This is a genomic window from Paenibacillus sp. TAB_01 (assembly GCF_043945595.1).
Taxonomy (GTDB): Bacteria; Bacillota; Bacilli; order Paenibacillales; family NBRC-103111; genus Paenibacillus_S.
In genome coordinates this window covers 2,619,479-2,645,798 of the sequence record NZ_JBIFNP010000001.1, presented here as the reverse complement: position 1 = coordinate 2,645,798, position 26,320 = coordinate 2,619,479, and the positions used below count along the sequence as shown (strand labels likewise).

Genomic DNA, 26,320 nt, shown 5'->3' with positions numbered 1-26,320 from the left:
TGTGCTTGCATTTTGCAAGTTTTATTGTGATCGTTCTAATCAGGTTGCCCTTTACTTAATACTATACCTGCCAGGTCACTGGTTTATCGAGTATGACGCCATCCGTCTGTACCCATTGACGGAGACTGCCCGCTTGAACTTGAATTACGATGAAATACAAATCGCCAGTACCGTTGTTGCGAAGCGTGCGTTCGCCTTCAGGTGAAACACGAATAGCCGTTCCTTCTTTTACATCAACAATCTGTCCATCTACCTGAAGCTGACCTTGGCCGCCAATGAATAGGTATAGCTCCTCATTCTCGCGATGGGTGTGATAGAACGGGACAGAGCCTCCCTCCGGCAGTTGATTCAGTGAAACTTCCATGCCGGTTAGTCCAAGCTTGTCCTTCAGAAAGAGCTTACCTGGGATGGGATCCTTCGACATACTTAAAAGATTACTAATAGGACCTGATTCCAAAACGCTGAAATGATTACCATTCATTTGTAAACTTCCTTTCGGTTTAAGATTAATACCCGCACACGAAGAATTAAACTAAATGTTAAACGATAAGGCCGGCAGGGTTTTGCCTGTTTCGAGAATGTCAACCGGCATTTCGCCACCGGCTTCGTTATGTGATAAATCGAGTATAAAGTTTGTACTTTCAAATTGCAAGTACAAGTACAGAGCTTGTCCCAATGAAATTTCGCCCTACTTGTGATAAGGTTCACCGCGCTGTCTGTAATGGCAAGTTTTTAGGGCCATCCTGTTATGAGACGGCCCTGTCTGATACTTCTTATCATAATCACATCACTTTATTACTGTCTTGGCCCATTTCATCCGTCTCTTTCCGTAAATATGCGCCATGCTCCTGTGTCCACGTCCACATTGCGGCGAAAATCGGCTGCAAACCTAGCCCGCTCTCCGTAAGTTCATATTCGACATGTAGTGGTATGCCTGGGTAAAGCGTACGTGTGATGATTCCTTTTTCCTCTAACAGTCGCAAGCGATCTGTCAAAGTTTTCGGACTAATGGGCTGCAATCTCCGGCGTAATTCCCCGAAACGCCTGGTTCCGTTAAATAATTCAAACAAAAGAAGAAGCGTCCACTTTCCGTCCAAAATCTCCAGGATTGGTTCAACGGTACCAGGGCAGGTACGATCCATCATCGCGATCACTCCATAGTTCATTTTTTGAAACTATTGCACTTAAATGTAACTACTTTTCAATTGTACCATAGATCGATTATGATGCGAATGGAGAGGCGAGATCCTGAAGGATGATTACTTTCATACGATCAAACTGAATCAAAATTGAGGGAGGAAAGTTTAATGAAAACCACTTTATGGGCAACCTTAACTGCGAACGGCAATTATGCACAATCCAGTCCCGAGAACCCGCCGAGAAAGGAAGCGTTGGACGACTTCGCAACGCAAGCAAAGGCAGCAGGAAATTTCATTGTCGGACGTAAGACTTTTCAGGAAATGACAGACCCAAGCAGAATCTCCCAAGAGGAACAGGTAAACGCAGAAGGCCCTTTCACGGGAATTGACATCGTTGTTTTGTCTAAAAACATTGAAAACATCCCCGGCGTAACGGTGGTAAAGTCGCCACAAGAAGCCTTAAGCTACCTCCAGCAGAATGGACACCAAACCGCTCTCATTAGTGGCGGTGCGGATATTCACAATTCGTTTCTAGAACAAGGACTTGTAAACGAAGTGATTTTCAATGTGGCGCCTGTACTAGAAGGTAAAGGGTTAAATCTGCTAATCGACAAAGACAATTACCGATACGAGGCTGTACGATTGCTAGAATGCAAACCTCTCGGCAGCGACGTCGTTCAGCTGCGGTATTCAATTGAATGATTGATGCGAAATTCCTTCATTAACTGGTTACAGCGAGGATAAGCCAATTGATACGGAAACAAGACCCCTTTATTTGAGGGGTCTTCAGATTCTCAACTTGCCGTCACTTATGATACGGTTAACCGAGATTGACCTTAAATCTCCTACCCGTTAGCTACTTAACCAAGCATCATCATTCTAGAACTTTATTTTCTCCTTACACATTCCATCATGCGGCAAAAAAAACGCAGGCCCCTCCGCCCATGCCGTCCCCTAGCGAGGCATGGGCGGAGAAGCCCGTCATCCGCAGTCACAAACGAATCTCTAAACCCGCGGCGCCGGCATCCGGTACGATTCGCATTCCGTTGGCGGCTGGCTCTCCCTTCCCTCCCGTAACCGCGCTCACCTTCTCCATTCCTCTCAGAACCAGACTCCAAGGCTTATCTGCTTCGTTGGAGTTATAAGTCACGCTTATACGGTTCCCTTCGCGGGCTGCCGTAATAGCGGCTGCCCCGGCGCCTTGACGATTGACGATGGAAGCGGAGGCAGTCCGGCCGCTCTCCGGCTCGAACAGATGGAATTCCACGCCATCTGCATAGTCGTAATCCGGGCGGTTGTTGACCCGCCCTACGGCGACAATGGAATTCGGACGCGCCAGCAGCGGAATGCTGAGATACGAATGCTTCTCCTGTCTCCAGACGCCGCCCTCCGCCTTCTCCCCGGTCAAGAAATGGGTCCAGGTGCCTACCGGCAAATAGTAGGAGGATTTTCCTTCCTCATTGAAGATCGGTGCGACGAGCAGCGAATCGCCAAGCATATATTGGCGGTCCAGGAAATCACAGTTCGGATCCTCGGCGAATTCCAGCATCATCGCTCTCATGACAGGCACGCCATGCTTAGACGCCTCCGCCGCAGCCGCGTACAAATATGGCATCAGACTGCATTTCAGCTTCGTGAAAAATCGCAGCACATCGACAGCCTCTTCATCGTACAGCCAAGGCACCCGATACGATTGACTGCCGTGCAGACGGCTGTGGCTCGACAGCAATCCGAAGCCAAGCCAGCGCTTATACAAGTCGGCTGTCGAATTGCTCTCGAAGCCGCCGATATCGTGGCTCCAGAAGCCGAAGCCCGACATCCCGAGCGATAATCCGCCGCGCAGACTCTCGGCCATCGATTCATACGTAGCGGTGCAATCGCCGCCCCAATGGACAGGGAACTGTTGTCCTCCAGCCGTTGCGGAACGGGCGAACAAAGCGGCTTCGCCTTTGCCAAGCCTTTCTTCCAATACGTCAAAAACCGTCTTATTATACAGCTGCGAGTAATAATTGTGCATTTTTTCCGGGTCGGAGCCGTCGTAGTAAACGACATCTGTCGGGATACGCTCCCCGAAGTCGGTTTTAAAGCTGTCGACGCCCATCTCAACGAGCCGCCGCAAGTACCCGGCGAACCATTCGCAGGCCGCCGGATTGGTGAAATCGACGATCCCCATGCCCGGCTGCCATAAATCCCACTGCCACACGCTGCCGTCGGCTTTTTTCAGCAGATAGCCTTGCTCCATCCCTTCGTCGAACAGCTTGGATCGTTGGGCAATATACGGATTGATCCAGACACAAATTTTGAGACCGCGGCCTTTCAGACGTTGAAGCATTTGCTCCGGCTCGGGGAACACGCGCTTGTCCCACTCGAAATTCGTCCATTCAAACTCCTTCATCCAGAAGCAGTCAAAATGGAACACATGCAGCGGCAAATCCCGCTCCGCCATGCCGTTGATAAATCCCGTCACGGTCTCTTCGTCGTAATTCGTCGTGAACGAAGTCGTTAACCAGAGGCCGAACGTCCATTCCGGAGGCAGCGCCGGTTTTCCGGTCAAGGCGGTATAATTGTTGAGCACCTGCTTTCTGGAGGCGCCGCCGATGATATAGTATTCAAGGTATTCGCCTTTTACGCTGAACTGCACCTTCGATACTTTCTCCGAGCCGACCTCGAAGGACACCAGCTCCGGATGGTTGACGAAAACGCCATACCCTCTGTTCGTCAAGTAAAATGGAATATTTTTATAGGCTTGCTCGGAATTCGTTCCGCCGTCCTGATTCCATAAATCTACGCTCTGACCGTTCTTAATCAGCGGCGTGAACCGCTCCCCGAGTCCGTATACATATTCTCCGACAGAGAGATTCAGCTGCTCTCGCATATAAGTATGACCCTCGTCCGCGGCGATATATCCCATTCCTTTAAAACTGCTCGCCGTCAGCATCCGTCCTTCATATTCAAAGCGGACGTCCCAGGGCTGATTTTTAAGCACACGAACGCTTAGGTTGCCGCTGGTCAGTCCCGCATCTTGATCATCCTCGTAAATTTGAAGCGGATGCCCGGACGATGTGAACAGCTGAAAATACGGTCCTTTGCGCACTTGTCCTTTATGATGAAACATCTGTACCTTGATCACATCAGGCATCGGAGATGAAAATTTCACCTCAATGAGCGGGGTATCCAGTTCCCCGGACCGGCTCGTGATCGGCTTGGGGGGCGCGAATACTGTGAGTGAAGTATCGTCTGCCGCCACATCATGGACTTCGGCCGGACTTATAATATGAAACCCTTTGCGGGTTAACCACTGCCCGTCGCTAAATTTCATCGGAAACCATCCTTTCTGTACACCTGCAGCTCTGCTAGTGCGAATTTCCATTCCTTCTTATATTGTCCAAAAAGCTTGCTTCCATCAGGCTTGGTTTGGATCGGATGAACAATGAGTTATATTAGAGCGCGGGAGGGAATGGATATGGGGTATCAGGAGGTAGGAACACGATTTCAAATGCGGCCCTTAAACTCTACCTCGCAAGTGAAGTCGCTCTGAATCCCGATACCTCCAAAAATCCATACAAAAAAAGCGCACCTCCTGTACGGTACGCATTGGCCCAGCACAGCGTGCTGTTCCAATGTCAATACAATTAGGGGTGCGCTTCGAACTATATGCTATGAATCGTTAGGATTCATTACTGCTTTATGAATGAACTCCCGCTTGCGCTTCCGTATTTCCGATCCATTGGTAGTGGAAGCTGCCCGGTTTATCAAGACGCTCAAATGTATGAGCTCCGAAATAGTCCCGCTGCGCTTGCAGCAAATTAGCCGGCAGCCGCTCCGAGCGGTAGCTGTCATAATAAGCCAATGCCGAGGCAAAGGCGGGAACCGGAATTCCCCGGGTCACGGCGATAGAGACGACTTGTCTCCAAGCTGTTTGGTAGTTCTCAACGATAGTTTTGAAGTAATCGTCCAGGAACAAGTTTTTCAATTCCGGGTCGCGGTCGTAAGCATCTTTAATATTTTGCAGGAAGCGTGCGCGGATAATGCAGCCGCCGCGGAAAATCATAGCGATGCCGCCGTAATTCAAATTCCACTTGTACTCGTCGGACGCGGCTCTCATTTGAGCGAACCCTTGAGCATAAGAGGCGATTTTGCTGGCAAACAAAGCTTTGCGGACCGCTTCGATAAATTCATTCGGGTCGCCTTCATGGCTGGAAACGTCAGGACCGCCGAGACGCTTGCTGGCGGCTACGCGCTCTTCTTTCATCGCGGAAATAAACCGGGCGAACACGGATTCCGTAATGATTGACAGCGGAACGCCTAAATCCAATGCGCTCTGGCTTGTCCATTTGCCCGTGCCCTTCTGTCCTGCCGAATCGAGAATGACATCTACCATCGGCTTGCCTGTATCCGGGTCGGTTTTCGAGAAAATATCGGCCGTAATTTCAATTAAATAGCTGTCCAGCTCGCCGCGGTTCCATTCCGAGAAAATGTTATGCAATTCCTCGGTACTGACATTCAGTACGTCCTTCAGCAGGTGATACGCCTCGCCGATGAGCTGCATATCGCCGTACTCGATACCATTATGAACCATTTTGACGTAATGGCCGGCGCCGTCCTCTCCGATATACGTCGAGCAAGGATCGCCGTTCACCTTGGCCGAGATGGCCGTCAGGATCGGCTCCACCAGCTCGTAGGCATCCTTTTGCCCGCCAGGCATGATGGCCGGACCGGCGCAGTGCGCCCTCTTCGCCGCCGGATACCCCGGCGCCGATAAAGCGGAAGCCTTGAGCTTGCAGCTCCTTATTTCTCCTTTGGGTGTCAGGGAAATAAGCATTTCCGCCGTCGATGAGAATGTCACCTTGACTCAGGTAAGGTACCAGCTGGTTAATCGTATCGTCGGTCGGTTGGCCCGCTTTGACCATAATCAAGATCTTGCGCGGCGTCTCCAGCGACTGAACAAATTCCTCAACGCTGTAAGTACCAACGAAATCTTTGCCTTGGGCTTCAGCCAACAGTTCCTTCGTTTTCTCCGCCGAACGATTGTATACGGAGACGGAGAAGCCTTTGCTTTCGATATTCATCGCAAGGTTTTTACCCATCACGGCCAGTCCGACGACGCCAATTTGCTGCTTCTTCATTGTAACAACCTCCCGTTAAGCCCTAGTGCCGTGCCTTACAAACGATTATTTCTGCTCCTGCGCCGAAAGACGGTTCAGAAGCTCCGCTTTTTGCGCTTCATATCCCGGTTTCCCGAGTAACGCAAACATGTTGTTCTTATATGCCTCAACGCCCGGCTGATCGAACGGATTCACACCGAGCAGCAGTCCGCTGATCCCGCATGCTTTCTCGAAAAAGTAAACCATTTCGCCGTAGGTGTATTCGTTCAACTCATCCAGCTCAACGATCAGATTCGGAACGCCGCCATCCACATGGGCGATACGCGTTCCCTGCGCTGCGCTCTTATTTACCTCGTCCATAGTCATGCCCGCAAGGAAATTCAAGCCGTCCAGATTGCCTTCATCCTTCTCGATCGTCCATTCCACGCGAGGCTTCTTCACGGAAAGCACGGTCTCCAGAAGATCGCGGCGTCCTTCCTGAACGTACTGCCCCATGGAATGCAGCTCCGTCGAAAAGTCAACGGATGCAGGGTAAAGCCCTTTCTGGTCCTTCCCTTCGCTTTCGCCGAACAGCTGCTTCCACCATTCCGAAACGAAATGGAGGGAAGGCTCAAAGTTCGCCAGCAGCTCGATCGTTTTACCTTTGCGGTACAGCGCGTTGCGGACCGCCGCGTACTGATAGCTCTCATTGGACGCAAGGTCCGGATTGTTATACTTCTGCGCCGCCGCGGCAGCGCCGGCCATCATCCGGTCGATATCCAGCCCGGCTGCGGCAATCGGCAGAAGCCCTACAGCGGTAAGCACGGAGTAGCGTCCGCCCACATCGTCCGGAATGACGAAGGTTTCGTAGCCTTCTTCATCCGCAAGCTTTTTCAATGCGCCCTTCGCCTGGTCGGTCGTTGCGAAGATACGGCTTTGCGCACCGCTTTTGCCGTATTTCTTCTCCATATAGTCCCGGAGAATCCGGAACGCGATCGCAGGCTCCGTCGTCGTTCCCGACTTGGAAATGACATTGACCGAAATATCCTTGTCTTTCAGCAGCTCCAGCAGATGGGCAATGTAGGTGGAGCTGATATTTTGACCGGCGAAATACACCTGGGTGTTCCCGCTCATCTGGTTATGGAACGTGTGGGACAACGCTTCGATTGCAGATCTTGCACCCAGATACGAGCCGCCGATCCCAATAACGATCAGGGCATCGGAATGGCTGCGGATACGTTCAGCCGCCTGCTTGATTCTGGCAAACTCTTCCCGGTCATATTGGAGGGGCAGCTCACCCACCCCAAGTAATCGGAGCCCGGCCCCTTTTTATCATGAAGCATGTGATGGGCCGTCGTGACAAAATCAGCGAAATAATCCACTTCATGCTGCTGAAGAAAGGAAAGCGCATTGCTGTAATCAAATGAAATCGCCATCTGAATCGTCTCCTTTAACTGCTTATTACGCGTACGTCTCTATTATTGGATTGCTTTCTTCCAATCGGCTGCGAATTTCTCCATCCCTTGATCGGTCAATGGATGCTTAGCCAATTGCTCGATAACTTGGAAAGGAACGGTCGCGATATGCGCTCCTGCCATAGCTACCCGTGTCACGTGATCCGGGTGACGAACGGAAGCTGCGATAATTTGAGCGTCCAGGTTATGGATGCGGAACATTTCGGCAATTTTCGCTACGAGCAGCACGCCGTCTTCCGAAATATCGTCGAGACGGCCAAGGAATGGAGATACATAAGTAGCTCCCGCACGAGCCGCCAACAGCGCTTGGTTCACGGTGAAGATCAGCGTCACATTCGTTTTTACGCCTTTTTTGGTCAAATAACGGCATGCTTCGAGACCGTCCAAAGTCATAGGAAGCTTGATCGTAATGTTCTTGTCTCCGCCGTTGATTTTGATCAGCTCATTGGCTTGCGCAATCATCTCTTCCGCCGTTAACACATCCGGAGTAACCTCTGCCGATACGGATTCAACTTCCGGAACTGCCTGCAAAATTTCGGCAATACGGTCTTCAAACTTTACTCCTTCTTTGGCCACGAGGGAAGGGTTCGTTGTAACGCCGGACAGAATGCCGACTTTGTACGCTTTTTGAATGTCCGCAAGGTTAGCTGTATCGATAAAAAATTTCATGGTTTATTCCTCCAATGGGTATGTTATTTTTGAAGCAATTGTTTTGTTTGTGCCACTACATTGTTAACGGTAAATCCGAAATAGGCCAAAACCTCGTTTCCAGGACCGGAGGCTCCGAACGTATCTACGGACAACACTTTGCCTTCCGGACCGCTGTACCGCTCCCAGCCTAACGAAATGCCGGCTTCGATAGCTACACGCTTCGTGACGGAGCTAGGTAAAACGCTCTCCTTGTACGCTTCGTCTTGACGGTCAAATAGCTCACGGCTCGGCATCGCAACGACACGCACGGAAAGCTGCTCCCGCTCCAGTTCTTCCTTGGCGCTGACGGCCAGGGAAACTTCCGAACCGGTGGCGATCAGGATCACATCCGGCTGCTGATTCGTTTCCGTCAGGATATAAGCCCCTTTGGAAACTCCTTCAACATTGCCTTTGGTTTGCTCATAGACCGGCAGGTTTTGGCGGCTCAGCACAAGCGCAACCGGCCCTTTGTTTTGCTGGAGGGCGTAGGCCCAAGCGCTTGCCGTTTCATTCGCATCGGTCGGACGGATGACCGTCAGCCCCGGAATGGTGCGAAGCGCAGCCAAATGCTCCACCGGCTCATGGGTCGGCTCGTCTTCGCCGACAGCTATGGAATCATGCGTGAATACATAAGTGACAGGCAGCTTTTGAATCGCAGCCAATCGTATCGCAGGACGCAGGTAGTCGCTGAAGACGAAGAAGGTGCTGACGAATGGCTTCACACCGCCGTGCAAAGCCAGGCCGTTGCCTGCAGCGCCCATCGCATGCTCGCGGACGCCAAAGTAGACATTGCGGCCGGAATACGAGCCCGCTCCGAATACTGCGTCGCCGCCGATATTCGTCATCGTCGAGTGGGACAAATCCGCGCTGCCGCCAAAGATGGCAGGCACGGTTTGAATGTAATGATTGATCGCCTGACCGCTGGCTACACGGGTAGAGATCGATTTCGACGAGTCGAACGTAAGAACATTGCCCGCCTCGATCGTTACGGAGCCGTCAATAACTTGAGCCAGCTGCTTGCCAAGCTCAGGATACTCGGCACCATACGAAGCGAATAACCCGTTCCATTCCTCTTCCTTGGCTTGACCGTTCTGCTTCAGCTGGGCAAAGTGCGCCTTGACGTCTTCCGGAACGGTAAATTCTTCTTCGTACGAACCAGCCATAGGCTTCTTTGGCCGCCTTCGCGTCATCCTTGCCTAGAGGGTTACCGTGTACTTTGTTCGTTCCCGCCGCCTTGCTTCCAAAACCGATGATCGTCCGTACCTCGATCAGGGTCGGCTGTGTATCGTTGCTCTTCGCCGCTTCGATAGCTGCGACGATTTGGTCGACATCGTTGCCGTCCTCAACCCGCAAATACTGCCACTGCGCCGATTCCACCCGCTTCTGCATATTTTCCCCGAACGAAAGGCTCAGGTCGCCGTCCAGCGAGATATCGTTCGAATCGTACAGAACGATCAGCTTGCCGAGCTTCATATGGCCTGCCATAGACATCGCCTCGTAAGAGATTCCTTCCATCAGGCAGCCGTCGCCCACCAGCGCATACGTATAATGGTCGACTACCGGGAATTCAGCCCGATTAAATCGGGAAGCCAGGTGCGCCTCAGCCATAGCCATACCGACAGCCATTGCAAGTCCTTGACCCAGCGGACCCGTAGTCGCTTCTACTCCGTCCGTGTGGCCATATTCAGGATGTCCCGGCGTCAGGCTGTTCAGCTTGCGGAACTGCTTAAGATCGTCAATCGATACTTGATAGCCTGTCAGATGCAGAAGGCTGTACAGCAGCATCGAGCCGTGACCGGCGGAAAGAACGAACCGGTCGCGGTTAAACCATTTGGCGTTCCCAGGGTTATGGCTTAACAGTTTGGCCCACAAAGCGTAGGCCATAGGAGCAGCTCCCAGCGGCAAACCCGGATGGCCCGAGTTTGCACTGTTGGTTGCATCGATGGACAATGTCCGAATGGTGTTAATAGCTAACTGATCAATGGTTTGTGTGATAGGCATAGTGTTCTCCTTTTCCTTCTTGTTTTCCCTGCTCGGCTTTAGTGTCGAACCACCAGTGATAGCCGTCGTTCTCTAGCAATGCGTCGGACTCCGCCGGTCCGTAAGTACCTGCCGGATAAAGCTGCAGCGGAACCAGATTTTGTTCAAAAGCCTGCAGAATCGGCTCCACCCATTGCCAAGATAATTCAACCTCATCCCAATGGGCAAAAAATGTAGGATTGCCGAGCAAAGCATCGTAAAGTAAATTTTCATAAGCCTCGGGCAGGCTCCTCCCGGCTCGATTGAAAATCGATATGAATCGGCTTGAGCTCCCCTTGATGCTGCGGATCTCTTGTATTTAACTGCAAAGTTATCCCTTCATGAGGACTCATTTCAAATACAAGCAGATTCGGCAGCGGCTTCTCCTCGGAGGAGGCGGCTTGCTGCTTCAACGGTTCCTTGAACTCGACAACGATTCGGGTCGATTTCTCCTTCATTCGTTTGCCTGTCCGGATATAGAAAGGAACTCCCCTCCAGAAAGGAGCATCGATCTGCAGCTTGGCAGCGATAAATGTATCGTTCACCGATTCGGGGGCAATGTTCGGCTCGGAAGTATATCCGGGCACCGGCGTTCCCTGAATGGTTCCCGCTGCGTACTGTCCACGGATCACGCTGGCGGCCACATTGTCTTTTTGCAAAGGCACGAGGGATTCCATCACCTTTTTCTTCAAAAGACGAACGTCTTCGGCGGTGCCGCTTTTCGGCAGATGAATAGCCAGCATCATCAGCAATTGCAGCATATGGTTCTGGAACATATCCCGCACAGCGCCTGTATGATCGTAATAACCGGCCCGCTCCTCCACGCCGACGGTTTCGTTAGCCGTAATCTGGACGTTGGCGATATAGCGGTTCGACCAAATCGCGTCAAGCACCGGATTCGTCTGCTGCAGCGCTCCAAGCTTCTGCACCATCGGCTTCCCAAGGTAATGGTCGATCCGGAAAATTTCCTGCTCCGCAAAGGTCTCGCTCAGCTGGCGGTTCAATTCCCGCGCCGATTGCAGATCATGCCCGAACGGCTTCTCGATCAGCAGCCGCTTCCAGCCGTCAGCCGAGCCAAGGCCGCTTGCTTTAATATTTTCAGCTATCGCTGCGAAAAATTCAGGGCCGACGGATAAATAAAACATCCGGTTCGGGGTGAGCGACAGCTCTTTCTCCCTCTGTTCGATTCGCTGCAGCAGCTTCGTATAGTCCTCTTTGCGGCCGATATCGAGCACATTATAACGAAATGCGCTGATAAAGCTGCTCACCACTTGAGAATCGTTAGCAGTACGTCTGGAAAACCGGGTCAGCGATTGCTCCACGCTTGCTTGAAACGCTTCATCAGACAATTCTCTTCTGCCAAGACCGATCACATGGAACGAGGGCGGAAGCTTCTGCTCAAGAAACAAATTGTACAAGGCAGGGTAGATTTTCCTTTTCGCCAAGTCCCCTGTCGCTCCAAACAATACAAAGGTTGCGTTCTCCATCTTCTCTCTCCTTCCGTCAGGCGCCTCCCGATCGGGTCGGCACTGGTTTCTTTTGCTTGGTTCAACTATAATACAAATCACAGCCATACAAGTAATTAATATATTTTAGAGGAGATATAGACAGTGTCTATGATCAATTATGAATTATACAAAGTATTTTACTGGGCCGCCAAAACCGGCAGCTTAACTCAGGCCGCCAAAGCGTTGTTTATCACGCAGCCGAGCGTCAGTCACGCCATCAAGCAGCTCGAGGACAGCTTCGGGCTCACGCTGTTTTACCGGAACTCCAAAGGCGTCGCCCTGACCCAAGAAGGCGCCATGCTGTATTCCTATATCGAGCAGTCCCAAATCTTAATATCGCTGGCCGAGAAGAAAATGGCCGAGCTGAAAAATCTCGACAGCGGCGAGCTGAAAATCGGGGGAAGCGATTCGCTGTTCAAGCATTACCTGCTCCCTTTTCTGGAAGAGTTCCATCAGCGGCACCCGGCCATAGGCTTGTCCCTGATTCACGGAACGACGCCGGAGGTCATTACTTTCTTAAAAGAAGGACGCATCGACCTGGGTGTCGTCCGCTTGCCGATCGTCGATCCTCAGCTTGAAGTCAAGGAAGGCATCCAGCTGCAGGATTGCTTTGTAGCCGGTGCCCGCTATGCCGGGCTGAAAAATCAGGTGCTGTCGTTTGAACGGCTGATGCAGCACCCCATCATTTTATTTTCGCGGAACAGCCGGGCACGCATGGCCATTACCGAGTTGTTTCAGGATTACGGCTATGAATTAAAGCCTGAGATTGAAGTCGGCAGTGTCGACCTTCTGATCGAGCTTGCGCGCAAAGGTCTCGGCATTTCTTACGTGACCCGGGAGTTCGTGTCCAAAGAGCTGGATGACGGCACCCTCTTCGAAATTCAATTAGACGTCAAGCTGCCGCCGTCGCGGGTCGGCATCATGATCATGCGGAACATGCCGCTCACCAATGCGGCGAAGACGTTTATTGAGCGGATCCGATAATCCGGCTAATTTCGCTCAAATCATGCCGCTAAAGTGTGATAAAATGGGGTCAAGGAGTTGATAAGCCGATGAATTTTATGCGTACGATTGCAGAGGAAAAAATTCTGGAAGCTATCCGCCGCGGCGAATTGGACAATCTGCCCGGTGCCGGCAAACCGCTGCCTCCCGATGAGCTGGACAACGTTCCCGCAGATCTTCGGGTCGGCTTCAAGCTGCTCAAGAATGCCGGGCTGATTCCCGAGGAGATGCAGCTGCGCAAAGAAATGGTAACGCTCAGCGACCTGCTCGCCGTCTGTCGCGACGATGAGGAGCGCCAAAAGCTGAAGCGCGAATTATCGGCCAAGCAGCTGCGCTATCAAACCATGCTGGCTGACCGCGGATGGCTGACTTCAGGGGCGTTCACCGACTATGAAAGTCAGATTCAGCAAAGACTGACAGAGAAATGACTCCTTCTTCGATCGTTTCCCTTTCATTGCATTCTTATCGCATTTAAAGCAGGGTCTGTCCCTCAGCCGGATCACGGCTTTCGGAATAGACCCTGCCTACTGTATTTGTCCCCGTCAGCTATTGTTGTTTAACAGCCTCCAGCACTTCTGCAACATGGCCGTCCACCTGAACCGCACGCCATTCTCTAACCAGTACGCCCTGCTCGTCGATCAGAAAGGTGAACCGCTCCACACCGTAGAACTGCCGGCCTTCCCGTTCTCTCAGCTTCCATACCCCGAATTGCTGGCACACGTTCTGGCTCACATCGGACAGCAGCAGGAAGGGAAGCTGATGCTCCGCTATAAACTGATCGTGCGAGGCCAAATCGTCCGGACTGATGCCGATGACTTCCGTATTCAGGCTTGCAAATTGGCCGTTGTAATCTCTGAATTCGCATGATTCTTTCGTACAGCCTGGGGTCATGTCTTTGGGATAAAAATAGATCACGACCTTTTTGCCCCGAAAATCGCTGAGCCGCACATTGCTTCCGTTCGAAGCAGGCAGAGTAAAGTCGGGAACCGGCTGTTGAATTTGACCGTTGACATGGAATAACCTCCTTAGCAGCTATGCACTAGTCTGCTCTATTCTCTTCCTTTTCTTTGCTGCTGTTCCGCCCGAAGATCATACGGATACGTCACCTGCAGCAGGCTCGCTTCATCCAAACGGTTCATCTGTTCGGCAGTTAAAGACCAGCCGGAAGCGCCCAAATTACTCGCTAATTGCTCGATCGTCCTTGCTCCGACAATCGGCGCCGTCACCCCTTCGCGCTGCAGCAGCCAGTTGATCGCCGTCTGTGCAGGCGTTTTCCCCGTTTCCTCAGCGACGGTATGAAGCGCATCGAGCACTTTCCATGTATATTCATTGTTGTAATTGTTCCACGATTCGCTCCAGCCGTTCGCTTCCGCTTGCGCCACCCGGGAATCCTCGGGAGGGAGCTCCATGCCTCTGCGGTATTTCCCGCTCAGCCAGCCGCCGCGAAGCGGACTCCACGGAATGACTCCGATGCCCTCGTTCACGCATACCGGAATCAGCTCGTATTCCGTAGCACGGCTCAGCAGATTGTATTGCGGCTGCAAGCAGGCAAACGGCTCCCAGCCGTTCTGTCTGCTGAGATCAACGGCCTTTTGCAGCTGCCAGCCGCGGAAATTGCTCGCTCCGATATAACGCACCCAGCCGCGCTTCACCAATTCGTTCAAAGTGCTCAGCGTTTCCTCCAGCGGCGTTCTGGGATCCCATGCATGAACCTGATAAAGATCGATGTAATCCGTGCCAAGCCGGCGGAGGCTGGCTTCCACTCCGGCCATAATGTGCTTGCGGCTCAATCCCACATCATTCGGGCCGCTGCCCATGCCAAAGCGCACCTTGGTCGCGATCACCAAATCATCGCGCTGCTTTTGCTTGAGCCAGCGCCCGACGATTTCTTCAGAGAGCCCGGAGCTGTAAACATCGGCCGTATCGATAAAGTTGCCGCCTGCATTTACGAAGTAGTCCATAATCCGGAAGCTGTCCTGCTCGCTTGTTTCGCGGCCGAACGTCATCGCTCCAAGACACAGCTCGCTTACCTGGAGACCTGTTTTTCCCATAAACCGATATTCCACGCAATATCCTCCTTCGATTGTACAAGTATAGACGTACTGTCTACATCATACCGAAAAAGAAACAATTGGATAAGGACTGATTTTATTGATATTTAGTTACTTTAGCGTAAGCAGTGAGTTTCGAGGCAGGCAAATAGAGAAATAAAAAAGAGGCTCGCAAAGCCGTTACCGACTATGCAGCCTCCCTATTCTCGATCCTGTTGATCGTGCGCTCATCCGTAAGGATGACGATGATGTTAAGAGCTTCTATTCATTTCATAGAGGGATAAGTTGTTATAAACCAGCTCCAGGACAGGATAGTGCCCCGGAACAGCCTCCAATAAATAGCCTTGAAGGTGATCCCCTTCCGTTGGCAGCCCTTTCTCCATATCCCTCAGCATAGAGGATTTCATACCATAGGTAAGCGATGTAGACGTTTGATAAATCGTCGCTTCGATGTCCTCCGGCAAACCATCCGCTTGGTCGTTGGCAATCGTGCATATTTCCCCTATCAGCCGGCGGTAGGCTTCATCCGCGAAACGATTTTCAAGAATAGGTCCGATAGCCGATCGAAACAACGTCGTAATGCCGCTCATGCTTGTGATTAAAATATATTTTTGCCAGATGTCCTTTACGATGTTGTCAGTCATCACAGCATTGCAGTTCGCCTCTTTAAAAGCTTTGTACAACCTATGAATCCGCTCGTCTTCATTGCCGTCCCAGCCGCCGAACACAATGTCATGCCGGGGACTCGTCTGCAGGATGGCGCCTGTGTCTGGGTGCACAGTGGACTCAATAAAGCACAGCCCGCCAAGCACGTTTTCTTTTCCGAATAGCCCAATGAGCGCTTCATAGTGGCGATACCCGTTTAACAGCGGAACGAGCAAGGTTTTCTCATGCACATATTCGGCTATGTCTTGCAGGGTGCCTTCCAAATGGTAAGCCTTAAGTGCGATAAGGATGACATCGAAGGCGGGATGTTCGTCTTTGCGCGTTATCGTCTTTACCTTTCCGCGAAAATGGCCATGCAGGCTTTCAATAACCAGCCCGTCTGCCTCCAGCTGCCTCTGCCGGTGTTCCCGAACCAAAAAAGTAACGTCCGCTCCCGCTTCGGCTAAACGGCCGCCGAAATAGCCGCCGATGGCCCCGGCACCTACGATTAAAATCTTCATTTAAGGGTCGTCTCCTCCTCCGAAATGACACACAGCCCCTGCTGCCTGAGTCGGCCGCAGCCGGCTCCGCAGTATCAGCGGCCTCTCAAAGTACGTGCATCCTAAGTATAGCATGAAGGAGGGAGCGAGCATTGCGACATTTATAAGATGCGCCGTTTGCTGTGCGGGAAATTAATGCGTCTCCCTTACGGTTTCGGTCGATACCCATATCGAATTCAGTTTTCTCCACTGCTCGCTGTCCATAGGGTATTTATGACTCATGCTCTCTATTAATTTTAAAATCGCGTCCGTATCTTCTTTAAAATATTTGTTCAACAAAGCCTTGCCGGACGGCTGCTTAGCCATCTCCTTATCCCCCTATCTATCCATAGAAAATTGAATATTTGGCCTGCTTACCGAAATAATCTATTATCTATTATTTTATAGGGATGGGAGATTTCTGAACATAGGAAGTTTTGTCGAGTACTGGGAAGTTATGTTGCATTGAAGCCCATCCATCATGAATGGACCGCTTTGTATTCCTGCGGAGTCAGACCGTAATATTTTTTAAATACCTTAATAAAGTAATGGGAGGTTTGGTACCCCAGCATATGGGCGATATGGTATACCTTCAGTTTGTTGTCCCTCAACAGCGACGCCGCTTTCTCCATCCGGCATTTCATCACGTAGTCGCCGAGCCCGATTCCGGTTTCATGCTTAAACAGCTTGGATAAATAAACGGGATGCAGCCCTACCCGGTCTGCGATGGCTTGCAGCGACACGTCCTGATCCAGATGCTGCTCAATGTATTGTGCGGCACGGCGGATGGCATATCCTCGTTCTTCCCCGTGGAGACTCAAATCGCTGCGCAGGATGTCCAGCACCTTCTGTACCCAGCCTTCCAGTCCGTGCAGCGTCAGGCATGGATTCGTCAAATTCACCTGACCGATCAGATCGCTCAACTGCCTGCCGTTTCGATGGGAAATATAGTTAAACGCGCCGGCAAAATAGTGGAAGGCTTCATTTAACGTCTCCGGCGAATGACGCCACTTGCCAGCCAGCTCCTGGAAAATCAGTCCGATGCGCTGCTCGACCAGCAGCCACTTCCCGGTTTCCATCAAGTGATTGAGCAGCGGTGGTTCGTATAAGGACTGAAGCTCGCAAACCGAGACAGGCTCTTCCTCGTCGCCTGCTGTGATGAACAGACCGCGCCCTTCACCCGCTCTCCGGATCGCGCTGATTCCCATACGGTACAGCGACGGTAAGCCGTTAGGAAATACAGCCCTTTTACGGATCAGAAGGACGGACACGTCTCCCTTCAAATACCGGCTCACGCTCTGCTTCAGCTGCTGCGCCAGCCGCTCCAACCGATACAGCACGGAAGCGGCTTCATCCGCTTTAATGCCATCCGAAGGCGTACATTTTGCTTTGATGATATAGATCAGATAACCATGCGAATCTTTACAGCTCCACAAATGGCATTGTTCCCCGAAAATATCGTCCGTCAGATTGGTTATCGCATATTCCATAAGCGACAGCTCGGATCGCTCGCCAATGTCTGCCATCTCGTTGTCCAAGCGTACCAGCATCATCGTAACGTCATCTCCGGGGCTGAAGGCCAGCTCCAGCCGTTCCAGCTTGGAGACCAGTTGCTCCATGGGCACGGCCTGCCCTGAGATAAGCTCCTGCAGCAGAGTACCTCGAAGCAGCGGATAGTTCTCTCTAAGCGTATAAATAAACCGGTGAATTTGCTGCTTGCGGCTCCGCTCCTGACGCAGCTCCTCAATACAGCCGGTCAACAGCTGCCTAAGCTCCTCGGCATCGACCGGCTTCATTAAATAACGCGTGATCCGATACTCGATCGCCTGCTTGGCATATTCGAAGTCGGCATACCCCGACAAAATGATGAATTGAGCCACGGACGAGGAAGAGCTCCGCACGGTCTCAATCAGCTGGAGACCGCTCATTTCAGGCATACGTATATCCGTTATGAGAATATCGATCGTCTTTGTAGAAAGAAGCTGCAGGGCTTCATAGCCGGAATAGGCCTTATGAATGCCCTCTATGCCGATAGCCCCGAAAGATTTTATCGTATGTGCCAGCCCTTCGACTTGTGCAGGATGGTCATCGACGATCAGCAGTTGAAACATCGGTACAGCCGCCTCCTTCATTCGTGTGCACGCATCCGTGAACCGTAATGATAACCCGCAGTCCCCCGAGCGGAGAAGCGGCGAATACAAGCCCCGACCCGGGACCAAAGCTCTGAACAAGCCGCTGATGCACGTTCCAGATGCCGAAGCCTTTACTCTCGTTCATCGGCTGTTCGATATCCTCGTTCAGCTTGGCGATCAGCCGTTCATCGGCATTTCCCCCGTTATCGTCCACCGTCAGAACGAGCGAATCTACAATGCACTGTCCTTCAATTCGAATGATTCCCGCACCGAGCTTCTGTTCAATGCCGTGTACGATGGCATTCTCCACAATCGGTTGAAGAATCAGCTTAGGAATTTGATGCTCGAGCAGCGTCTCCGGGATGGCCATTTCGTAATCGAGCCGGGGAAGCTGCAATTTATGTATGTTTAAGTAGTGGGCGACCACATCCAGCTCGCCTCTCAGCGGAGTGTGCTCCACTTCCAGACGGGTGGTATAACGGTAATATTTGCTCAGATGCTGTGTCATGGCAATGATGGCTTGTTTGTTTTCAAGCTGCGCCATGCTTTGGATAAACGCCAGGCAGTTGTATAGAAAATGGGGATTAATCTGCGATTGCAGCTGCTTGACTGTAGCGTCGCGGACACGGATGCTCTCCACCAGCACCTTCTCGATCAGCACCTGAATTTGCTCCGCCATCGAATTAAAATGCTTGAACAGAATCGTAAACTCACTGTTCGTCCGTTTCACGACCCGGGCCGAGAAATTGCCCCGCTTCATTTGGTATACCGCCTTAAGCAGCTCGCGAATCGGCACCTGCACATTTCGATAAAGCAGATACGAGGCGAGTACACCTGTGAACAGAAATAAAGTAAAGCATATGTAAAATAAATTCCGGCTGGTCGTAATCGGATTCAGCACCTCTTCCAGAGGCAAATAATCAAACAGCATCCAATGAAGGGTGTCTGACTCCGCATAATTGACCACGTACTGCTTATCGTTCCATTCGACGGCAAGACTGCCGGTTTTGCCGAGCGCATCGAGGTCGAGCTGACCGATCAACGCAGAGGCAAGCTCCTTGTCTGTGCCGGAAGCAGCAATAGGCTCATAGCCCGGATGGTAAAAAATCGGTTCCTCAATGCCGCCGTTTTTAAATTGGTCGAGCATAATTTGAATATTCCGCGCCGCAAACGCAACCTCAATGATCATATTCGCATGAGCGATATCGTTAAACAAGATCGACGGCTCTACGGAGTGACGGAAGAAATAATATTCGGGCCCGAAGTCCGTTATTTTCTTGCGGTAGCCCCACGAATCGGAGTAATTCAGCTGGAAATACCTTAAGTCGTATTTGGCGGCAGGATTGCTTGAGATGAATTCGTTCAAATCCGGCGAAAAAATCGTGATTTCATTGACCCAGCTGTTCGACAAGCTTTGCAGCTTGATTTTCTCGCTGAGCGTCTTTCTTACTTTGATAGAATCGAACAAGTCATAGGATTGATGCACGGTCTGAAACTGGACCGCCTCCGGCTCTTTCCCCAATGTGAAGGATAGCTTGGCGAACTGGTTTACGGCCGTGTCGACCTGGGATAGAAAGAAAGACAGCCGGCTCAGGTTCGACTTCCGGATCTCTTCCTGCACGACGCCCATGCTCACCTGATTGGAATACGTATAGAGAATCAGGATCGGGATGAGCAGCAGCAGCACCATCAGAAAAATCTTGGTAAATATGCTAACATGTCTGGACACCAAAAAAAGCTCCTCCCCGGATGGAAGCCGCTGAAAAACGCCTCGCTGCGCAAACGGAGCATTCATTGTACGATCGCGATTATCCCTGGGCCCCTTGGATGGTCTCTGTTTTCAGCGTTTGACATCCTGCCAGGGACAAAAGCGAGCGCTTGCGCCTCCACCGCATGCATCCGCAAGCTCTGCGAGTTTTCCAGCGGTCTCTCGAATGCGCCTCAGCTTGTGCCGCTATATAATTATCATCGCGCAATTTTGACGCTGCGGGAAGGGGGAGCTTTTGTCGAAAGACCGTTCGGCGCTGCCGTTTACCGGTTCAAGGCGGCGCGGAACGCATTCAGCGCCTGGCCCCCTCCGAGCTCCGGCCCCTGCAGAAGCGCAGCGTACACTGTCGCATAATCGAACAGATAAGTCAGCGAGCACAGCCGCGCCAGGCGGCTTTCCCCTGTAGACCGGACAATGCGGACACCGCCGGCCCGTGTCTGCAGCACCTCGGCCGTCGCTTCGATCCGCCGGGCCATTCGTTCGTGATCCTCCGCATCCGCGATCAGCGTCACATGGAACCGTTCCATGCCGGGTTCGTCCCAGCCGTAGGCTTCATCGTGATGAAGGGCGGACATCGCCCCGGCAAACGCCATCTTGCGGCTGTTCTCGGCAAGCTGGTATTTCAAGCGGTACGCCGCGCTGTCGGTAAAAGGAACCGTGCCGTACGCCAGCGGAATAAGTCCGTCCATTTCCGCAGCCAGCTGCTTGGCAGGGTTCGCGTCGAGCGCCGATTCCGGCGCATATTGCAGCGCCAGCTCCTGCAGCAGGGCGACCGTCTCGGATACCGCAGGCGCCGGATCGGGAATGATGCCGAGCCGGTGTAGAATCGACAGCGCGGGTACAAGCACATGGCTGGTCGAAATGACCGCGGAATTTGGCCCGCAGGCAGCATGAAGAGAAGGTCGCCGCGTTCCCTCGCCAGCTCGGCAATCGCCCCGCCTGCCGTTATCGCCGCCACCTGGGCGCCCGCTTCGATAGCCGAGCGATAGGCGCTGACGATTTCCTCCGAGCCGCCGGAGTAGTTGACGATAAACACCAGGGAATGCGCATCCACGTACGCCGGCATATGGTAGCCCTGGTGCAGCACGACCGGAATGCGCGCCGTATCGGACAGCATCGAGCTTAGCTGCCGCAATGCCGCCACGGGGCCGCCGCCGACACTGCACAATACGATCTCATGGATGGACGCTCCGCCCGCAGATGATGCAGATGCAGACACAGACGCGGACGCAGGTGTAGATGTAGGCGTGGGCACAGGCAGCTCCAATGCCTGCTTAAGCCCCTGCCGATACAGCTCGCCGCAACGGGCGAGCTGATCGAAGAGCTGCTGGGTATCCGCCTGCCGCAGCGCTACAGCGTCATTGATATCAACTGACATAGGTATAACCCCTTCCGTCGATGGTTATTGGCGCAGCACAATCGCTGCGAATTCCTTGAGCTCCGGCAAACGAACCGTCACGCCGCTGCCGGACGGTGTTATTTGTACAGCTTGCCCGCCTGTCAGCTCCTCCGCCTGCTGATATCTTTCGCTCCCGTTCACGGTGATCTCAATATTGCGCAGCGGGACGGGTTCAAAATACGTCACCCCGTTGAACCCCGACAAGTTAACCACGTGCAGCATGCACGTGTGGTCATCTATCCGGTTCAGCATGATCTCCGCTTGCGGCGGCGCCTGCGCCGTGAGCACATACTTCGCATCGGTCACCTGATCGATCAGGTCGAGCACAATATGCTTATGATCCGCATAGCCATACTTGTAATAGTGCTCCCCCGGGTTCCATGGCATATATACCCCCGCTGTACCGGAAGTGCTTCGGCATACCGCAGCGCCGAATTCCTCCGTCACGATATGGCCGGATGCACGCTCGGGAGGCCCGAAGGTGGAAGGCGTAATGAACGGCAGCATTCCGCTGCATGCCGGGCTAAATTCCGCATGGGTGAACGCTTCGTCCAGAATGACCCAATCCCGTTCCGGAAACCGGCGGAATACAGCTTTATCCGCAGTAGAAAGGTAAGCAGAACGAACATCCGTATCAACACGGAGCGGCTGCGCGCCGAATACATCCTGCAGCAGTTCTAAATTCGCCGCATCCGCCGTCAAAGAGCGCCCGGTGGCAAGCAGATGAATCCCGGCAGCATGCAGCTCCCGCAGCACGGCAAGCTCCTCTGCCCCGAATTGGGCAATGGAGGGAATAATGACGAGCCGATAGCGCTTCAGCTTTTCCCCCTGCCGGGCAAGGTCGTTCTGATGAATGACATCAAACTGAAGATGCTCCTCCTTCAGTGCCTTGAATAGTCCCAAGTATTCCTTGGAGACGGCTTTATGCCGGTCCGCCCGGCTTGATAACCGCCAGGTCGGCCATCGATCGGAACTGCCCGTAATAGCTTTCATGCTCCGCATGATAACGGAAAATGCGCTTCACATCGTCGAAGTTCGCCCGGTCGGGATACCCGTCGAACACCCCGATGATGCAGAAATCAAGTCCCGACCCGCTCGCCAGCGCCTCGTACAGCCGCAAGTTCATTTCATGGCGGGACACTCCGGTAAACCGGTAAAATAAATCGATCGCATTGATGCAGCAGTTGCTGATCAGCTTGTCGTCCCAAGTATCCTCCACCGACTTGACATTCTCCGAAGCCGAATACTGCCACACCGGATGAGGTCTCATGATGGCCGTGTTCGATTCCTTGCGGACAATATCGACCTTGTGCTCATTATAGGTGGAGATCGCCACATCGCTCCTTTTGCTCTTGACCAGCTCGTGAATCCGGTCCAGCATCTGCTTGGTGGTGACGTCCTGAAACTCCTTATATTTGCGGAAAACCGGGTCGTCCGGGTCCTCGGATTCCGGCAATGCAAGACCGTACATTTCCATAAAGCGGGATTGGCAGTTGCCGCAATAGCAGATGCCGTAATAATTGCCGCTGTAGTCCCAGTTCTGGTAGCCGAACATATTAAAGAAAATGCCGTCGACCTCATAATTCGACAAAACCTCGTCGATCATTTGAAGCGAATATTCTCGCTGGTAATAGCCGTTCAGGCAGGTGTGCACAATGCCGAAATAGTTGACCTCTCTGCCGTCCTTCGAGCGGTAAAACCATTCCGGCCGCTGCCGGAAAATTCGCTCATGCGCCTTGCTGAAATCGAAACGGGCGATAAATTTCATGCCGTTCGCATGCGCCTTATCGATGGCTTCCTTCAATAAATCCTTGGTCTGGCCCTCCGCCCGGTAGTGATACTCCAGCTGGGTCGGATAAAAAGCGACGATGCCGCCGGCATTCATCATCAGCACATTGACTGAGAAATCCTTCAGCTCGCCAATCAGCCGATCCACGTCCAGATTGCAGTCGATTTCGCGGATATTGTTCTGAATAAGACGCAGGTTGTTACGGTCCCGACCAAGCCATGCGCTCCGCCTCCCTTCGCATTAATAGCCTTTGCCGTAGACACGGACATTGATCATTTGCTCCGGACTGCCGGCTATATATTTCTCCAAATTGAACCTGAAGCCTTGCGTAAACCGCATGTCGAAGCCGTCGCCGCCTCCTGCGCAGTGCGGAGTAATAATCACGTTGTCCAGCTTCCAGAACGGGCTTTCCGGCGGCAGCTTGCCGAGCTTGAATTCCTCTACGAATACGTCCAGCCCGGCGCCGCCGATCTTATGGCTGCGCAAATAATCAAGCAGAATCTCCTCATTAATCAGCGCGCCCCGGGAAATATTGATCAGAAATGCCGTCGGCTTCATCCGCTTGAACTGCTCCTCATCCATCAGGTTGAGCGTCTGGTCGGTTAAAGGCAGCGTTAACGCGATATAATCGCTCTGCTCGATCACTTCGTTCAGATGGTCGAGCGTATACGTTTGATCGAACTCCGGCAGCGCCCTGCCATCGGTATTAATGCCGAGCACCTTCATTCCGAACGGTCTCGCGCGGACGGCCGTTTCGGTGCCTACGTCGCCTGTGCCGATGACACCGAGCGTTTTGCCGCTGAGATTGACGACTCCGCTCAGCCCGCCCCAGGAGCGCTCCTGCTGCTTGCGCACCAAATCTGCGCTTTTACGCGAAAGCATCAGCATCTTCGTTATAATATCCTCGGCAATCGGCACGCCGAGCGAGCCTCTCGCGTTGATGACGATGACACCGCGGCTTTGCAAATAGTCCATCGGCAGCCGCTCGATACCGATATGCGGCACCTGAACCCATCGGACGGCATCGCATTTTTGCAAGAAATCCTGCTGCAGCGTTCTGTGGTTGGCTACGATGATTTCCGCATCCCTGTATGTCTCTGAATCGATCAGCTCCTGCTCCGATTTGAATTGAACGAGGTGAACCCCCTTCTCCTTCATCCATTGCGCATCACCCGGTTTAAACGGATAGGTCGAAACCAATTTCATGCTTCACGCCTCCTCAATTTGTTTTTATTCCTTAACGGAACCAAGCACAATGCCTTTCACAAAATACCGCTGCAAAAACGGATACACCGCCAGGATCGGCAGCGCGCCGATAAAAATTTGCGAAGCTTTCACCGTGCGCGGCGATATATTCTTGATATCGTCCTCCGTCAGGCCGAGCTTCGTATAATCCTCGGCGACGATAATGGAACGGAGAAACGTGGACAACGGATAATGACGTGCATCCGACATGTAGATCATGCCGTCAAACCATGAATTCCAATGGTGCACCAGCGTAAACAGTGATATCGTTGCCATCGCGGGCAGTGAAATCGGGATAAAAATCCGGAACAGCGTCGTAAAATGCCCCGCCCCGTCGATCAACGCCGCCTCCTCCAGCTCCCTCGGCAGCGTTCGAAAAAAATTGAGCATGAGAATCAGATTCCAGACACTTGCCGCGCCGGGAATCACCAGCGCCCAGATGGTATTCGTTAAGCCCGTCCCCTTCACCACCAGGTAGGTCGGAATCAGCCCGGCGTGAAACAGCATCGTGAACACGAAATACCAGGAGTAAGCGTCCGGCCCCGAAAGCGTCCTTCCTCCTTGGACAGCGAATATGCCGCTAGCGAAATGACGGTCATCGAAATCAAGGTTCCAAGCAGTGTCCGCTGCACGCCGATCCAAAGCGCCCGAATAAAATTATCGTTGCCCAGCGTCTCGAAATACGCCTCGAAGGTCAGCTCGACCGGCCAAAAGGTAACCCTGTTCCCCATCGCCGCTGCACTGGAGCTGAGCGAGACGGCAAACACATGAATCAGAGGCAGGATACACAGCAGCGACAGCAGCAGCAGGAACGTATAGTTGCAAAGCTCAAACACCCGGTAGGCATTGGATTTGTACGGCATACGGCTCACATCCCGTCAGAAGATTCGGTAGTTTGCAAATTTATAGGCGGCACGGTAGGCGAACACCACCAAAATAAATCCGATGACCGATTTGAACAGCCCGACCGCGGTAGCGAAGCTGAATTGTCCGCCGACAAGGCCTACACGGTAGACGAAGGTATCAATAATATCGCCTTTGCTGTAAACGAGCGGATTGTACAGATTAAATATTTGATCGAAGCCGGCATCCAGAATTTTGCCGAGGGCCAGGGTGCCGACAACGGTCATGATCGGAAGAATGGCGGGAACGGTAATATGCACCGTCTGCTGCCAGCGGTTCGCTCCGTCCACCTCGGCCGCTTCATACAGGGAAGGATTGACGCCGGCCAAGGCGGCCAGGTAGACGACAGCCTGAAAACCGAAGTCCTTCCACACGTCGCTGATAATGACCGTAAAGCGAAACCAACTGCCGTCGCCCAGAAATAAGATCGGCTGCACCCCGAACCACCCGATAATTTGATTGACGAGGCCTTTCACCGAAAGAAGATCGATCAGAATCCCGCCCAAAATCACCCAAGAAATAAAATGCGGCAGGTAGACTAACGTTTGAACCGTCCGCTTCATAACAGCTTTCCCTGCCTCATTCAGCAGCAGCGCAAAGATAAAGGGCACAATCAGGTTGCAGATCATTTTAATGCTCGAAATGACCACGGTATTGATAATCACCTGCTTGCTGTCGGGATAAGTAAATAAGTATTTGAAATGATCGAGCCCTACCCACGCCGAGCCGAAAATGCCGAGCCAAGGCTTATATTCCTTAAAAGCGATAATTACGCCGAGCAGCGGAATGTAATTGTATATCAGCACGATAAGGGCCGCCGGAAGCAGCAGTACATGCAGGCTCCACGTTTGGCGGAAATACGAAGCCAGCTTCGATTTGCGGCTTGCCGCTGCGGTACCGTGCATGGCGAGCGGCCTGGTATTGTCCATTTG

Annotated in this window: 19 protein-coding genes and 5 pseudogenes; 3 read left to right on the top strand and 21 right to left on the bottom strand. The window is 52.5% G+C overall.

Annotated elements, in window-relative coordinates; genetic code table 11:
- Nucleotides 1-61 precede the first annotated feature (61 nt).
- Both ACHHV8_RS12840 and ACHHV8_RS12835 read right to left on the bottom strand, forming a co-directional pair.
- Nucleotides 62-481: a cupin domain-containing protein gene (locus tag ACHHV8_RS12840; RefSeq protein ID WP_395158609.1), complete on the bottom strand. Its 420-nt coding sequence runs from the start codon at nucleotides 479-481 to the stop codon at nucleotides 62-64.
- Nucleotides 482-782: 301 nt separating this feature from the next.
- Nucleotides 783-1,145 carry a winged helix-turn-helix transcriptional regulator gene (locus ACHHV8_RS12835; protein ID WP_395158608.1) on the bottom strand — a complete coding sequence of 121 codons (363 nt, stop codon included), beginning with the start codon at nucleotides 1,143-1,145 and terminating at the stop codon, nucleotides 783-785.
- A gap of 162 nt (nucleotides 1,146-1,307) precedes the next feature.
- Between ACHHV8_RS12835 and ACHHV8_RS12830 the strand changes: the two genes are divergently transcribed.
- Entirely contained in the window at nucleotides 1,308-1,841 is a 534-nt protein-coding gene (locus tag ACHHV8_RS12830) for a dihydrofolate reductase family protein (protein ID WP_395158607.1), read from the top strand.
- A gap of 289 nt (nucleotides 1,842-2,130) precedes the next feature.
- Here the strand turns inward: ACHHV8_RS12830 and yicI are convergent, their stop codons facing one another.
- From yicI to zwf, 6 genes and pseudogenes are all read right to left on the bottom strand, one after another.
- Nucleotides 2,131-4,458, bottom strand: coding sequence for an alpha-xylosidase (yicI, locus tag ACHHV8_RS12825; protein WP_395158606.1), 2,328 nt, complete (start codon nucleotides 4,456-4,458; stop codon nucleotides 2,131-2,133).
- Between the two features lie 366 nt (nucleotides 4,459-4,824).
- A pseudogene (gene gndA / locus ACHHV8_RS12820) lies at nucleotides 4,825-6,265 on the bottom strand (NADP-dependent phosphogluconate dehydrogenase).
- A gap of 45 nt (nucleotides 6,266-6,310) precedes the next feature.
- Nucleotides 6,311-7,659 (bottom strand): annotated as a pseudogene (locus ACHHV8_RS12815) (glucose-6-phosphate isomerase).
- Nucleotides 7,660-7,701: 42 nt separating this feature from the next.
- Nucleotides 7,702-8,367 carry a fructose-6-phosphate aldolase gene (gene fsa / locus ACHHV8_RS12810; RefSeq protein WP_395158605.1) on the bottom strand — a complete coding sequence of 222 codons (666 nt, stop codon included), beginning with the start codon at nucleotides 8,365-8,367 and terminating at the stop codon, nucleotides 7,702-7,704.
- Between the two features lie 23 nt (nucleotides 8,368-8,390).
- Nucleotides 8,391-10,383 (bottom strand): annotated as a pseudogene (gene tkt, locus ACHHV8_RS12805) (transketolase).
- Nucleotides 10,367-11,894 (bottom strand): annotated as a pseudogene (gene zwf / locus ACHHV8_RS12800) (glucose-6-phosphate dehydrogenase). The pseudogenes tkt and zwf overlap by 17 nt, the downstream one beginning before the upstream one ends.
- Nucleotides 11,895-12,023: 129 nt before the next feature.
- On the opposite strand from zwf, the gene ACHHV8_RS12795 reads away from it, so the two are divergent.
- Together ACHHV8_RS12795 and ACHHV8_RS12790 are read left to right on the top strand one after the other, a co-directional pair.
- Nucleotides 12,024-12,899 (top strand): LysR family transcriptional regulator, encoded by an 876-nt coding sequence (locus ACHHV8_RS12795; RefSeq protein ID WP_395163490.1) that lies wholly within the window; start codon nucleotides 12,024-12,026, stop codon nucleotides 12,897-12,899.
- Nucleotides 12,900-12,967: 68 nt separating this feature from the next.
- Nucleotides 12,968-13,345: a DnaJ family domain-containing protein gene (locus ACHHV8_RS12790; protein ID WP_395158604.1), complete on the top strand. Its 378-nt coding sequence runs from the start codon at nucleotides 12,968-12,970 to the stop codon at nucleotides 13,343-13,345.
- Between the two features lie 118 nt (nucleotides 13,346-13,463).
- Here the strand turns inward: ACHHV8_RS12790 and bcp are convergent, their stop codons facing one another.
- The 13 genes and pseudogenes from bcp to ACHHV8_RS12725 form a co-directional block, all read right to left on the bottom strand.
- Entirely contained in the window at nucleotides 13,464-13,916 is a 453-nt protein-coding gene (bcp, locus tag ACHHV8_RS12785; protein WP_395163489.1) for a thioredoxin-dependent thiol peroxidase, read from the bottom strand.
- Between the two features lie 50 nt (nucleotides 13,917-13,966).
- A complete protein-coding gene (locus ACHHV8_RS12780) occupies nucleotides 13,967-14,983 on the bottom strand; it encodes an aldo/keto reductase (RefSeq protein WP_395158603.1) in 1,017 nt (338 codons plus the stop codon).
- A gap of 236 nt (nucleotides 14,984-15,219) precedes the next feature.
- Nucleotides 15,220-16,134, bottom strand: a complete 915-nt coding sequence (locus ACHHV8_RS12775) for a ketopantoate reductase family protein (RefSeq protein WP_395158602.1) — start codon at nucleotides 16,132-16,134, stop codon at nucleotides 15,220-15,222.
- A 171-nt stretch (nucleotides 16,135-16,305) separates the two neighbouring features.
- The gene (locus tag ACHHV8_RS12770; RefSeq protein ID WP_395158601.1) at nucleotides 16,306-16,479 is read right to left on the bottom strand and encodes a hypothetical protein; all 174 of its coding nucleotides are present in this window, start codon (nucleotides 16,477-16,479) and stop codon (nucleotides 16,306-16,308) included.
- A 152-nt stretch (nucleotides 16,480-16,631) separates the two neighbouring features.
- Entirely contained in the window at nucleotides 16,632-18,263 is a 1,632-nt protein-coding gene (locus ACHHV8_RS12765) for a response regulator (RefSeq protein WP_395158600.1), read from the bottom strand.
- Nucleotides 18,238-20,013 (bottom strand): sensor histidine kinase, encoded by a 1,776-nt coding sequence (locus ACHHV8_RS12760; RefSeq protein WP_395158599.1) that lies wholly within the window; start codon nucleotides 20,011-20,013, stop codon nucleotides 18,238-18,240. Before ACHHV8_RS12760 ends, ACHHV8_RS12765 begins: the two co-directional genes overlap by 26 nt.
- A 302-nt stretch (nucleotides 20,014-20,315) precedes the next feature.
- A complete protein-coding gene (locus tag ACHHV8_RS12755; protein ID WP_395158598.1) occupies nucleotides 20,316-20,741 on the bottom strand; it encodes an SIS domain-containing protein in 426 nt (141 codons plus the stop codon).
- Nucleotides 20,675-21,430 (bottom strand): phosphoheptose isomerase family protein, encoded by a 756-nt coding sequence (locus ACHHV8_RS12750; RefSeq protein ID WP_395158597.1) that lies wholly within the window; start codon nucleotides 21,428-21,430, stop codon nucleotides 20,675-20,677. Before ACHHV8_RS12750 ends, ACHHV8_RS12755 begins: the two co-directional genes overlap by 67 nt.
- A gap of 24 nt (nucleotides 21,431-21,454) precedes the next feature.
- Nucleotides 21,455-22,444 (bottom strand): type 1 glutamine amidotransferase family protein, encoded by a 990-nt coding sequence (locus ACHHV8_RS12745; RefSeq protein ID WP_395158596.1) that lies wholly within the window; start codon nucleotides 22,442-22,444, stop codon nucleotides 21,455-21,457.
- Nucleotides 22,374-23,387, bottom strand: coding sequence for a family 10 glycosylhydrolase (locus ACHHV8_RS12740; RefSeq protein ID WP_395158595.1), 1,014 nt, complete (start codon nucleotides 23,385-23,387; stop codon nucleotides 22,374-22,376). Before ACHHV8_RS12740 ends, ACHHV8_RS12745 begins: the two co-directional genes overlap by 71 nt.
- Nucleotides 23,388-23,480: 93 nt before the next feature.
- A complete protein-coding gene (locus ACHHV8_RS12735) occupies nucleotides 23,481-24,446 on the bottom strand; it encodes a D-2-hydroxyacid dehydrogenase (RefSeq protein WP_395158594.1) in 966 nt (321 codons plus the stop codon).
- Nucleotides 24,447-24,470: 24 nt separating this feature from the next.
- A pseudogene (locus ACHHV8_RS12730) lies at nucleotides 24,471-25,348 on the bottom strand (carbohydrate ABC transporter permease).
- A gap of 15 nt (nucleotides 25,349-25,363) precedes the next feature.
- On the bottom strand, nucleotides 25,364-26,293 hold the full coding sequence (locus ACHHV8_RS12725) for an ABC transporter permease (protein ID WP_395163488.1): 930 nt from the start codon (nucleotides 26,291-26,293) through the stop codon (nucleotides 25,364-25,366).
- Between the last annotated feature and the right edge of the window lie 27 nt (nucleotides 26,294-26,320).